This is a genomic window from Endozoicomonas sp., assembly GCF_051008435.1.
Lineage (GTDB): Bacteria > Pseudomonadota > Gammaproteobacteria > Pseudomonadales > Endozoicomonadaceae > Endozoicomonas_A.
The window spans coordinates 1-13,247 of sequence record NZ_JBPCXO010000193.1 but is presented as its reverse complement, the minus strand read 5'-3'; the positions used below and the strand labels follow the sequence as shown (position 1 = coordinate 13,247).

9 protein-coding genes are annotated in these 13,247 nt (G+C 48.6%); 8 read left to right on the top strand and 1 reads right to left on the bottom strand.

Annotated features, from left to right (window positions below; genetic code table 11):
* Nucleotides 1–9 precede the first annotated feature (9 nt).
* Nucleotides 10–858 carry a helix-turn-helix transcriptional regulator gene (locus ACR2PX_RS09485; RefSeq protein ID WP_433999118.1) on the bottom strand — a complete coding sequence of 283 codons (849 nt, stop codon included), beginning with the start codon at nucleotides 856–858 and terminating at the stop codon, nucleotides 10–12.
* Between the two features lie 323 nt (nucleotides 859–1,181).
* Here ACR2PX_RS09485 and ACR2PX_RS09480 point away from each other — a divergent pair, with 323 nt between their 5' ends.
* The 8 genes from ACR2PX_RS09480 to ACR2PX_RS09445 all read left to right on the top strand — a co-directional run bounded on the left by ACR2PX_RS09480 (nucleotide 1,182) and on the right by ACR2PX_RS09445 (nucleotide 13,115).
* Nucleotides 1,182–2,243 (top strand): PTS fructose transporter subunit EIIC, encoded by a 1,062-nt coding sequence (locus tag ACR2PX_RS09480; protein ID WP_433999117.1) that lies wholly within the window; start codon nucleotides 1,182–1,184, stop codon nucleotides 2,241–2,243.
* Between the two features lie 83 nt (nucleotides 2,244–2,326).
* Entirely contained in the window at nucleotides 2,327–2,638 is a 312-nt protein-coding gene (locus ACR2PX_RS09475; RefSeq protein ID WP_433999116.1) for a PTS fructose-like transporter subunit IIB, read from the top strand.
* A 275-nt stretch (nucleotides 2,639–2,913) separates the two neighbouring features.
* Nucleotides 2,914–5,250 carry a GH92 family glycosyl hydrolase gene (locus ACR2PX_RS09470; protein ID WP_433999115.1) on the top strand — a complete coding sequence of 779 codons (2,337 nt, stop codon included), beginning with the start codon at nucleotides 2,914–2,916 and terminating at the stop codon, nucleotides 5,248–5,250.
* 132 nt (nucleotides 5,251–5,382) lie between these two features.
* On the top strand, nucleotides 5,383–6,825 hold the full coding sequence (locus tag ACR2PX_RS09465) for a GH92 family glycosyl hydrolase (protein WP_433999114.1): 1,443 nt from the start codon (nucleotides 5,383–5,385) through the stop codon (nucleotides 6,823–6,825).
* A gap of 20 nt (nucleotides 6,826–6,845) precedes the next feature.
* Nucleotides 6,846–7,667 carry a GH92 family glycosyl hydrolase gene (locus tag ACR2PX_RS09460; protein WP_433999113.1) on the top strand — a complete coding sequence of 274 codons (822 nt, stop codon included), beginning with the start codon at nucleotides 6,846–6,848 and terminating at the stop codon, nucleotides 7,665–7,667.
* Between the two features lie 57 nt (nucleotides 7,668–7,724).
* Nucleotides 7,725–10,097: a GH92 family glycosyl hydrolase gene (locus ACR2PX_RS09455; RefSeq protein ID WP_433999112.1), complete on the top strand. Its 2,373-nt coding sequence runs from the start codon at nucleotides 7,725–7,727 to the stop codon at nucleotides 10,095–10,097.
* Between the two features lie 99 nt (nucleotides 10,098–10,196).
* Nucleotides 10,197–12,095, top strand: a complete 1,899-nt coding sequence (locus ACR2PX_RS09450; protein ID WP_433999111.1) for a PP2C family serine/threonine-protein phosphatase — start codon at nucleotides 10,197–10,199, stop codon at nucleotides 12,093–12,095.
* Nucleotides 12,096–12,140: 45 nt separating this feature from the next.
* On the top strand, nucleotides 12,141–13,115 hold the full coding sequence (locus tag ACR2PX_RS09445) for a Gfo/Idh/MocA family protein (protein WP_433999110.1): 975 nt from the start codon (nucleotides 12,141–12,143) through the stop codon (nucleotides 13,113–13,115).
* The last annotated feature ends 132 nt before the right edge of the window (nucleotides 13,116–13,247 follow it).

Sequence of the window (13,247 nt, the reverse complement as noted above, 5' to 3'; positions counted from 1 at the left end):
AATATTTATTCAGGCAGCGTACTTGGCTCGATATTCACCCAGAGTCATACCGGTATGCTTACGGAAAACTCTACCCATATAACTGCTGTCCTTGAAGCCGGTTCTGGCAGCAATTTCGGACATATTCATCTGATATTGGCTGAGCAACATCTTGGTCCGATCAATCCTGACCAGTGTCAGATATTCATTAAACCCCATTCCACCTTCTTCCCTGAACAGTCGTGAAAGATGATTGGGGGAAATACCATACTCCAGAGCCACTGATTCACGAGTAATCTTTGCGCTGAAGTTTTTCTGCAGATACATACTTATTGCACGCCACTTGTCGTTTGATCGACCGGTATGTGAATAACGATGATCTTCTATCTTGCCCCGACAATACCTTAACAACCCTTCTGCGATACAGGCTGCTGTACCATTATCTCTCGCGGCAAGGGCTGATTCGCACAATGCTTTTTCAAGATAAAGGCCTTCTTGCTGCATAGGATCAGGAGCACTGTATTTGACGACAGAAGAAGCTTTAGCCTGATGATCACTGATGGTAAGACTCATACCGATCTGATAGTGACCGAATAATAGGGTCAGTACTTTGCCCCGAGTATTCCAGTCTGGCAAATCCCAGGTCTGGGACGGTATATAAATCACATCCCCCTGCCGGGCCTCAACTTCGTGATATTGCCCCCTGTGACCAATCGCGGTTAGGTAGGTTCCTTCCAGTACCACCACCATTCTGGCAAATTTCACCAGAAAAGCATTTCGAGGATATTCATCGGTATGCGAGGCAAACCAGATACGCCGGAGTCTTCCATTAGAAAGAAAGCCGTCGATCTGCCGGGCAATCGTGGCTGATTCGAGCATGGTGATTTCATTTTATGTTTTAAGTCGCGTGATCATTAGCAATCTGATTAATGAAAGTGTTGATATACGTCAACGGATGTTTCGTATGATACATTTTTGAGGATTTCGCCTAATTTATTGGAAGCAGACCTGAGAGTTTTTCAACCCGCTTACCATTTCTTGATATACATCAACAAAGAATCACATTGCTACAAAAGTCCGTCATACGCTTCATTTGTCAGATTTTCGCTCTACCCCCCTTCTCTTATAGTCATCCTCGAAATCAACAAACTGTTCAGGTTTGTGACCCCTTATACCGCACCGGATGATGAGTAGAACAAGTTATGAAGAATGATCTTGCAACCCTGAAACGGCATCTGCTGACAGGTACCAGTCACATGTTGCCCTTTATCGTCGCCGGTGGTGTTTTGCTGGCTTTATCGGTCATGCTGAATGGTAAAGGCGCCCAACCAGAAGGTGTTTTCCTGACGGGTATCTGGGATATGGGGATTGCAGGTTTTACTCTTTTCGTTCCGGTTCTGGGTGGTTATATCGCCTATTCCATTGCTGATCGACCCGCCCTGGCTCCCGGTATGATCGGTGCCTATCTGGCTAATGCTAATGGCACCGGATTCCTCGGGGCGATTATTGTTGGTTTCCTGGCTGGCTACATCGTCAACCAGCTAAAAAGAATTCCACTGTCTAATAAATTCAAAGCCGTTTCCACCTACTTCATTCTGCCAATAGGCGGCACCTTTATTGTTTCTGCCATTGTTATCTGGGGTATTGGACAACCGATTGCTGCGCTAATGGAAGCTTTGAACGGTTGGCTGTCAGGCATGGGCGATGCATCAAAAGTCGCACTAGGCACTGTGCTGGGCGGTATGACTGCTTTTGACATGGGTGGCCCCGTCAACAAGGTAGCCACTCTGTTTGCCCAGACCCAGGTTTTCGATCATCCAGAATTGATGGGCGGTGTCGGTGTTGCTATCTGTGTCCCTCCTCTGGGCATGTTCCTGGCTACCCTGCTTTCCAAGAGCCGTTATACCGACGAAGAGCGTGAAGCAGGCCGTGCTGCAGGCTTGATGGGCTTGATTGGTATTACCGAAGGTGCGATTCCTTTTGCTGCCAATGATCCTTTGCGCGTTATTCCTTCCATTGTCGCAGGCGGTATCGTCGGTAACGTGATCGCTTTCCAAATGGGTGTATTGAACCATGCTCCCTGGGGTGGCTGGATTGTTCTGCCCGTGGTTGACGGCCGTATCGGCTACATCATCGCCACTGTTGCCGGTGCTGCCACTACCGCTCTGATCATCAACATTCTCAAAAAGCCCATTGATCAACGCACTGAAGAAAAAGAAGAAGAACTGGATAACTCTGACGAGCTGGTTCTTGAGTTTGACTGAACAATCAGGAGCGCCTGGATAACGGAGCTCCAAACATCTGACATTAAACTTCTCAGTTATAAAGATTTAAACGGAGTCTAATTATGAAAATTCTGGCTGTTACTTCTTGCCCTTCCGGTGTTGCCCACACATACATGGCCGCAGAAGCACTGGAAAACGCGGCCAAGGAAAAAGGTTGGGACGTCAAAGTAGAAACCCAGGGCTCTTACGGGATTGAAAACCGTATTGAACTGGAAGAAATTCGCGATGCCGACTTTGTTTTGCTGACCAAAGACATCGCAATCAAGGAAGAAGGCCGATTCACGGGTAAGCCCATTATTCGTGTGGGTGTGGCCGATGCAGTTAAAAAAGCCACTCAAATTGTTGAACAGATTGAGAAGAAACTGAAAAAGTAAATTCTGAATCTTGCATCAATCCGTTATTCCGGATGATTCAGATAATAAAAAAGACATCAGATTGTCGTCCCCTCAGGCCCTACTGACCTGATCGACAAACTCCATTTAAGCGAGCTGTATTGAGTCAGGTCCTCACCCTGACTCAATGGAGCTACCCACTCTGACAGTTCGCTTACTTAAACAGGTAAAGAATCAGCCATGCAATTTAAGGCATTGTCACACTGTGTCTGACGGGGCCCGGCTGCTTCAAAAACCTTACTGGCAAGGTACAGAGCATGTTGTTAAAGAAAAGTGTTCTCTCAGCAGCAATCGCAATCACACTGGCAGCATTGTCAGGTTGTGACTCCAATGATGAAGACGAAGAAGTGATTTCAGGTGGCGGGGATAACCCCATTCATGTTGAAGGACCTGGCATTCTGAAATACGTTGATCCCTTCATTGGCACAGGCTTTAACGGACACACTTTTCCTGGTGCAGTCCTGCCAGAAGGTTTTGTGCAACTGAGCCCTGATAACCAGCTGACTGGCTGGCATTCATCCAGCGGTTATCACAATGACAACGATACGATTTACGGCTTCAGTCATACCCACCTGAGCGGCACGGGTATTGGTGACCTGGGTGATATTCTCTTTCTGCCCTTCACTGGTGATAAAAGTGAATCCAGTAAGTTTCGTAAATCTCAGGAAGGCGCCAAACCCGGGTTCTATCAGGTAGAATTGGACGACACCGGTATTGTTGCAGAACTGACCGCTACACAACGAGTGGGCTTGCATCGCTATACTTTCCCGGAAGGTGAAACCCAAAAGCTGAAGATTGATCTGGGCCATACCCTGAACGAAGACTGGGGTGGTGTAAGCTTGATCAACGAACTCGAAATCGTGGATGACTATACCGTGATTGGCAAGCGCTACAGCGGTGGTTGGGCAGCTGACCAACGGGTCTATTTCACAGCAAAATTCAACAAGCCCATTGCTGAATACATCATCACCAGTCAGGGAGAACCTCAGTCTGGCAGCAGCTATAAAACCGAAGGTAATGATGTTGTAGCTTACATTGAGTTTGATCAGGACAGTTCACCTCTTGAAGTCAAAGTAGGCCTGTCACCTGTCAGTACTGACGGAGCTGAACGTAACCTGATGGCTGAAGCCAATGAACTGACTTTCGACGAAGCCGTCACAAAAGCTGAAAATACCTGGCTGAATAATCTGGATGACTTTGAGGTTGAAGGTGGCACTGATGCTGAGCTGACCAATTTCTATACCGCTCTCTATCACACCAAAATTGCTCCTATGGTGCATCAGGATGCAGATGGTCAGTATCTGGGGATGGATAAGGCTGTATACGACGCTTCTTCAGTAGCAGAAAACTATCAGAATTACACCGTCTACTCGATGTGGGACACTTTCCGAGCCCTCCATCCGCTGAAAACCATTACTGAGCCTGAAAAAGCCGGTGAATATGCAGTAAACCTGATTCAAAAATACAAGGAAGGTGGTTTACTGCCGAAATGGGAGCTTCACTCCAACTACACAGGCACCATGGTGGGTTACCCGTCAGTAGCCATCATTACTGATGCAATGGTCAAGGGTCTTGCTGATGACGTTGATCCTGCTGACGCGTTGGAAGCAGCTGTTGCCAGTTCAACCTGGCATCCAGAAGATTTTACTGAGTGGGATCAAGAACTTCTAAAAACAGTTATGACCCCACACATAAAATACATTGAGATGCTGGGTTACGCTCCTGCCGACAAGACCCATGATTCAGTCTCATACGGTCTGGAAAACGCCTATTACGACTGGACTATTTCCCTGATCGCAGAAATGGCAGGAGATCAGGCCAAAAAAGTTGAGTATGAGAAGAGAGCCCAGGGCTACCGGGAGTATTTTGACCACAACCCTGAGGCCTATGCAGAGCACAGTGCAACGGGCTTTATGCGCCCCAAAATGCTGGATGGAAGCTGGAGAGAACCTTTTGATCCTTACAATGCCGAGCATGAAACCGGTGACTACACAGAGGGCAACTCCTGGCAGTGGACCTGGTTTGTACCTCAGGATATTCCTGGTCTGAAAGAAGTTATGGGCGGCGAAGAAGCGTTTAAACAGAACCTGGATGCCCTGTTCAATGCCCGGGAAGATGAAGGTACCAGCGACATGACAGGTTTGATTGGCCAGTATGTACAGGGCAATGAGCCCGATCAGCACGTACCTTACCTCTATAACTACACCGATACGCCGTGGAAAACTCAGGAAATCGTCGACGAGATTCTGGATGAATTCTACCTTCCCACCCCAGAAGGCATCGTAGGCAATGAAGATGTCGGCGCCATGTCGGCCTGGTATGTCATGAGTGCCCTGGGCTTCTATCAAATCACTCCTGGGGATGCGACCTACACCATTGGCCGTCCTCTGTTCGACAAAGTCACCATTCCAGTGGGCCATAGCGGCACATTCTCTATCACTGCGGAAAACAATGGACCGGACAATATCTATGTTCAGAGCGTAACCATTAATGGCCATGAATTGGAAGAAGGCTTGTTCTTCGAATATTCAGAGTTCAGGGATGGTGGCGAGCTGAGTTTTGTCATGGGACCAGAACCCAAAGCACTGAACTGATTCTAAGGGGAGTCTGCTCCCCCAATTTTACCCTCTTATAGAAATGCTCAGGCCTTCCTAATGGGAAGGCTATGAGACTTTGCATGCCTGAAAAAGCCGCGAGAGCTCTGTCAGGTGCTCGCTGGAGTGATTATGCTTAAGAAAAGTCTGCTGGCTCTTACTATTGCCGCCACGCTTGGAACACTGGCTGGATGTGATTCCAACGAAGATGAAAATACGGTTTCAACATCAACGACAGATGTCCTTGAATATGTTGATCCATTTATAGGAACCGGTGGTTCTGGTCATACTTTCCCCGGAGCTGTTGCACCCCAGGGAATGGTTCAGCTTAGTCCTGATACCACCCTGACTGGCTGGGATTCTGCCAGCGGATACCATGACAACGGCAAAAGAAAAAAGAATATTCCGGTTTATGGCTTCAGCCACACTCATCTGAGTGGCACCGGTGTTACCGATCTGGGAGATATCCTGATTCTCCCGTACAGCGATGCCGACCAGTCTGAACAGGCGACCTTTGACAAGAGCAATGAGTCCGCCAGCGCTGGTTACTATCAGGTATCGTTTAATGAATCGAACATCAAGGCAGAACTGACGGCCAGTAAACGGGTTGGTGTGCACAGATACACTTTTCCGGAAGGCCGTCCGCGAAATATCAAACTGGACCTGGGACATACCCTTGATCCAGAGCGTAACGGCAGCATCATTAATGAAATTGAAATCATTGATGATTACACCATCCGTGGCCGCCGCCTCAGTGGCGACTGGGTTAAGAATCAGGATATCTACTTCTACGCCAAGTTCTCGGCTCCCATTGCTCAGTCCAAAATTCTCTCCGATGCAGCTGAATTTCAGACTCCAGAAGGTAATGTAGAAGGCCAGTACATTCAGTCGTATCTGGAGTTTGAACCCGGCACAGAACCTCTTGAAGTTAAGCTGGCGATTTCACCTGTCAGCATAGAAGGCGCACAGAAAAATCTGGAAACCGAAGTTCCTGACTGGGATTTTGAAACAGTTAAAGTCCAGACAGAGAATGAGTGGCGAGAGGAGCTTTCTGCTATTGATATTCAGGGTGGTAGCGAAGTAGAGAAAAAGAATTTCTACACAGCCATGTACCACTCCCAGATGGCTCCCATGATCTATCAGGACGTCGACGGGCAATACCGGGCCATGTATGGCGGTGAAGAGCAGCGTATCGAAACGGCTGAAGAGGAGCTGCCCAACTATTCCATTTATTCTATGTGGGACACCTTTCGGGCCGTTCATCCCCTGCAGACGATTATCTATCCTGAACGAGCAGAGCAATACGCCAACGACCTGATTCGTAAACAGCAACACGGTGGATTGCTGCCCAAATGGGAAGCTCACTCCAGTTATACCGGCACTATGATCGGCTACCCAGCCGTCATCATCATTGCTGACGCCATCAATAAAGGTCTGGAGGTTGATCCAAACACTGCTCTGGAAGCCGCTCTGACCAGTACCCATTACCATCCTGAAGACTTCCCTGCCTGGGGCGACATTCTTGGCTCTGTGATGCCCGGACAGATGGAGTACTACGAAGATTATGTTTTGTAGGCACTCCCAACTGGAACTCAGTGTCCTACACCCTGGAGTTTGCCATTGGTGATGGTGCTGCAGCCGAGATTGCAGAGGCCGCTGGCCGAACAGAAGCAGCCAATCGTTACATTGAACGTTCAAAGTCTTATAAAAATCATTGGAAAGATGGATTCTTCCAGCCCAGAGAACAGTTTGAAGGGGAGTTTTTGCCAGAATTCGATCCATACACTGTTGACCATTACTGGTACACCGAAGGAAATGCCTGGCAGTGGAAATGGAGCGCCATGCACGACATTGAAGGTCTGATTGAACTGATAGGCGGGCCTGAGAAACTGAGTAAAGAGCTTGATGAACTGTTTACTGCTGATGAGGGGGAAGATGGTGGTGACCTGCCCGACATGACCGGCTTTATCGGCCAGTACCTGCACGGTAACGAGCCTTCTCACCACATTGCCTATCTCTGGAACCGTACCGATGAACCCTGGATGACCCAGGAATATCTCGACCAGATCATGCGTGATTTTTATAAGCCCACCCCTGAGGGTCTGGTTGGTAACGAAGACGTAGGTCAGATGTCTGCCTGGTATGTCATGAGTGCCATGGGCTTCTATCAGGTAACACCGGGCCTTCCTGAATATTCCATTGGTCGTCCTTTGTTTGATGAGGCTGTCATTGAACTGCCTGACGGTGAATTTACGATCACTGCCGTTAATAACAGCCCGGCTAATCGCTATATCAAAGAAGTCACCATCAACGGTGAAGCTCTGGGTGACAACAACACCTTTAAGAAGCACAGCGATATTGTTGCTGGCGGCGAGCTCCGGTTTGTCATGACCAACACCAAACCTGATAACCAGTAATACGATCAGCGCCATAACGCCATGGCGCTCCCTCAATAAGAAAAGGTACACACCACAATGTTAAGAAAGTCTTTGCTGGCCGTGGCGGTTGCTGCAGTGCTTGGAACCTTGGCGGGTTGTGACTCCAATGATGACGAAAGCACCGTAGTCGATGGAACCCCGAATACCTCTCTGACTCAATATGTCGATACCACCATAGGCACTGGTGGCCTGGGCAACACTTATCCCGGAGCCACCGTGCCGCACGGTATGATCCAGCTCAGTCCTGATAATGGTGTCAGTGGCTGGGACTACATTGGCGGCTATTTCTATTACGATGACCTGCAGCAAATGATTGGCTTCTCCCACACTCACCTGTCCGGCACAGGTGCGGGTGATATGTACGATTTACGGGTAATGCCTCTCAACAGTCGTTCCGACCTTCTTAGAGGAAATAAGGAAGCTTCTGAGTTTGACCATGAGAACGAAATGGCTACGGCGGGTTACTATCAGGTCATGCTCAAGGGTTACGATATTAATGCCGAGCTAACCAGCACAGAACGAGTTGGCTTCCATCGCTATCAATTCCCGGCCGATGACCGTTCAGAAATCGTGATTGATCCAGGTCACACCATGAACTGGGATCTGCCGACTGAGACCATGATCAGAGTTGTGGATAACCAGACCCTGGAAGGTTACCGAATGTCTGAAGGGTGGGATGCGGACCAGCACGAACACTTCGTTATCAAGTTCTCCAAACCCTTCAAGGCCCACCGTCTTTTTGCCTACTCATACGGTGAAGATGGTGTAGAGATCCCGGGAGATCAGGTTAAAAAAGACTATACCCGAGCCTATCTGGAGTTTGATACCACAGCAGAAACAACCGATGTTGAAATGAAAGTCGCTATGTCGTCTGTCAGCATTGAAGGTGCTTATAAAAACCTGGAAGCCGAAGCAGCCGACCTCGATTTTGACGGTGCCCGTGAACGTGCGACAGCTCTCTGGGAAAAAGAGTTGGAAAAAGAGTTGGAAAAAGAGTTGGAAAAAGAGTTGGAAAAAGAGTTGGAAAAAGTTGAGATTCCTACAAAAGATGACAGTTTCAACGATGAAAAACGCATTTTCTACACGGCCATTTATCATTCACTCCTGGGCCCGACTCTTCACTCAGATGTTGATGGCCAATATAAAGGCGCCGACCATCAAATTCAGAAAGCAGAGGGTTTTGATCGCTACGATACCTTCTCGCTCTGGGATACCTATCGTGCAGCACACCCTCTCTACACAATCCTGGAGCCAGAGCGCGTAGACGATATGGTGGAGTCTATGCTGGCTCATTACGATGAAACGGGAGAACTGCCCGTTTGGAGCCTTAAAGGCAACGAAACCGACATGATGCAGGGTTATCATGCTCTGCCTGTCATAGCGGATGCCATTTTAAAAGATATTGGCAATTTTGATCGTGAGCGGGCGTATGAGGCTATGAAAGCCACCGCTGAAAACCTGGAAATTCCTGGTATGGATCAATATCTGACCGATGGCTATGTCCACTTTAGTGATGCAGAAGGCAGTGATCTCTGGGCTGCGTCCAAAACACTGGAATACGCTTACGACGACTGGAGTGTCGCTCAAATAGCCAAATTACTGGGCAAGGAAGATGATTACGCGGCATTTATGGAGCGCTCTGAATACTGGCGAAACCAGTTTGATCCCACTCAGAAATGGATGGTGCCCAAACTGGCGGACGGTCACTTCATCACTGACTTTGATCCTGAAGATTACGACCGTGGTTTTTCTGAAAGTAATGGCTGGCACTACTTCGCCTCTGTTCCCCAGAATGTAGAAGGACTGATTGAAGCCATTGGCGGAAACAAAGCTTTCGAGCGCCGTCTCGACCAGATGTTCAATACCGAACCGGATCTGGAAGAAGGGGAAGAGCTGCCTATCTTCAGCACGGGTATGGTAGGTCAATATGTTCAGGGCAACGAGCCCGATCAGCACGTTCCTTACCTGTACAACTTTGTGGGCACGCCCTGGAAAACCCAGAAATGGCTCAAGGAGATCAATGAAGTCTGCTACGACGATACTCCGGAAGGTATCTGTGGAAATGACGACTATGGCCAGATGTCTGCCTGGTATGTATTTGGCGCCCTTGGTTTCTATCCAGTTAACCCGGCCAACGGTGTCTATGCTATCGGCACACCGGTTTTCCCTGAAATCACTCTCAACCTGCCAGAAGACAAGTCTTTCACCGTTTTGGCCGAGAATGTCTCCGATGAAAACATTTACATTCAATCCGCAACACTCAATGGTGAAGTGCTGGATCGCTCCTGGCTCACCCACGAGGAAGTCATGAACGGTGGCGAACTGAAGTTTGTCATGTACAACGAACCCAACAAGGACTGGGCTTCCAGCCCTGATTCTGTACCACCTTCAGGCGTTCCTGAGTCCTGATACTCTCAAGTGCCGGGTTAGCCCGGCACTCTTGAATTCACTCTCTTCGGGTCGATGAAACCTGTTACGAATGGGCCCATCGATACGGAGCACCTTTTAATGGCTTACGGTGGTAATCCAGAGCTGCAAACCAACCTGACCCAGCTTTTTGAACAGTTGCAGGGATTACAACTTCACTGTCAGGAAAGCACTGAAGCTATTGGCATCACTTCCACTGGAAGAATGGTTTCATTACTGACCCACCAGCAATCCACCGATAATGATAAACCAGGCAACAGCTTCAGTGAGTGCCAACAACGCCTGTCCGATAAACTGCAGCAACTACAGTCGGCAATCGCTCTGGGAAACAGGAAGGTTTCGGTCATAGCTATCTCGCCAACGCCCTCACTGGACAGTGCCATTGAGATCGTCAGAACCCTGCTAACCTGTCAGCCTGCAGTTGAAGAAGTAAAGCACTCTACTCATGCAATCCTGATACTGGACAGCGTCAGATCCCTACTGCAAGAAGGAAATAAAAAAATTGCCTTTCAGGAGCTGAAGCAACTGATCCAAGACATGAATAGGGAAGAAGGTCCTCAGGAGTATGATGAAGCTGTCATTATCATGGCAGATATTTTCGGACCGAACACCGCCAGAGGTTTTGACGTAGAGATTTTACTGATGCATCTGGAGGTTTGTGCTGACTCAGGCAATCAGCAAGCAGTCCTGGCACACAGGCAACTTCTGGAAACCGCTCAGACAAAGGCGAGCCAATGGGTTCCCATTCTCCCTGGTGAGAACCCCATTCGATGGGTAGGCTTCAGTGAAAAAGGTAAAGACCGGTTTGAAGCCAGGATTCAGGCTCACTTTAACGATGATATGAAATCCAGACTGACCCCATACAACCATAACCGCACACCAGAACAGCTTAACCACCTTGATTACCGGGTTGAGCCCGATCCGGAGAAAGTACGTTTAAAGCTCAAAAAAACCAGAGAAAAAGCTGTCTGGCATCAGGGAATCAAGAGAAAGAAATTCAAACATAAAAAAAAGTTCTTAACCTTTCCTGAAAGCCTGAATCCACTCAATCTACCTCCAGAACCAGTCATTCACACAGCAGCACCGTCAAAGTTCAAAAACCTGGGCATTGCGAGCTGTATCAGCAGACGCCCACGTATGGAAGATGCTCATTTGGCTGACACCTTCTCATTTCAATGTGGTGACAAGAGCATACCAGTCGCAATCACGGGTGTTTTGGATGGCCACTCCAGCACCAGCGATGGTCGCCTGGCATCCGATTACGCAGCCAAAAATATAACCAGATACCTGAAAAAGCGTCTGACGGAATTCAACCCGGCCGGTGAACTCACAGAAGTCGGTATCTGGAATGCCCTGAAACTGGCTCTGGTCGATCTCTCCCGTGACCCTTTTTACTACCGGAAAGAAACTTTCAATACCGGTACCACAGCCAATATATGCCTGACCATTGGTGATCATCTCTGGGTGGCTAATACAGGGGATACCCGGGCCATCCTGCTGCAGAAAGATGGCTCATGCCTCCAGCTCTCTGAAGATGCTAAATCCTATAAAGAAAACAACGAATACCGTACGGATGAAAAAAGTGAATACGGCGTGTCCGGTGAAAAGAGAGGAGGCCATTTTGATCCAACCAGTGGGCGTCTGCATTCTCCAAACAGGCTGACCAGCTTGGGAACAGCAAGGTCTATTGGTGATATCAATATGGGAGGGGCCGCGTCTGCCCGGCCTAAGATCACCTGTTTTGCTCTTTCTGAGCTTCAAGGTGGCACCCTTATCCAATGTTGTGACGGTGTCTTCGATATCGCCAGCAGTGAACAGGTGGCAGAGCGGGCTTTTGAGCTCATAAAAGCAGGCTCCAGCACCTCAAAAGATCTGGCAGAAGATATTATTCAGGCAAGCTATTACACTGGCTCAAAAGACAATTTATCCGCCATGGTCATTCCAGTACACTCACTGCTGGAAGCCATAAAAGCGCAGTAAACCCTCTCCCTCCTCTGCCGCTTCCACGCAACGGAGAAAGAAGTAATGATTCGTTTTGCCGTCATAGGAACCAACTGGATCAGTCATGCCTTCTGCAGGGCAGCTCATGAGACAGGCAAACTCCTGCTGCAGGCTGTTTATTCCCGCCAACTGGAAACCGCGCAATCTTTCGCTGCTGAGTATGGTGTCAGCCCATGCTATGACGACCTGGAAACCATGGCCCAGAGCAAGGATTTTGATGCTGTTTATATCGCCAGCCCCAATGCCTTTCATGCACCCCAGGCCGAGCTATTTCTGAAACATGGCAAACATGTCATCATTGAAAAGCCTATCGCCTCAAACGTTGAAGAAGTCGACCAGCTGATCCAGCTCGCTAAACAAAACAATGTCGTGTTGTTTGAAGCGATGAAGACCCGCTACCTGCCTAATATGGAAGTGTGCAAAATCTCCCTGCCAAAGCTGGGCACATTGCGCAAAGCTTACTTCTCATACTGCCAGTACTCATCACGCTACCAGCGTTATCTGGACGGAGAGAATCCCAACACGTTCAATCCGGCCTTTTCCAATGGCTCCCTGATGGATATCGGCATTTATCCTTTGAGCGCAGCCGTGGAACTGTTTGGAGCGCCACAAAGCTATACTGCTAATGGCTGCTTGCTAGCGTCAGGCGTTGATGCAGAAGGTTCTCTCACGCTTCATTATCCCGACTTCGAAGTGCTCATCGCCCATTCCAAAGTCAGCGATGGCCATATTCCCAGTGAAATTCAGGGTGAACAGGGCACGTTGCTGATCGATTTTATTTCTGAATGCAAGGGAGTCACCCTGATGGAACGTGGCCACCCTGTGAAAGAGCTCACCCAAGAGCAGGCAGAAAATACTATGGAGTACGAAGCTGCCGCTTTTGCAAAATTGATTGAGAATAGAGAATTTAATCATCCCAGACTGGCAAAAACCCGGGAAGTCAGCCGTATCATCACTGAAGCCCGTAAAACCCTGGGCGTTATTTTTCCTGCAGATTGATAGTAATACCAATCGCACATTCTAACTACGCTATTGTGCTGGCAATCTGAACAACAGCCCTGCGTTGGAACTCCTCGCAATAGCTAGCTATTACTCGTCGTTCCGCCTTGCTCTGATGTCCAGCTTGCCATG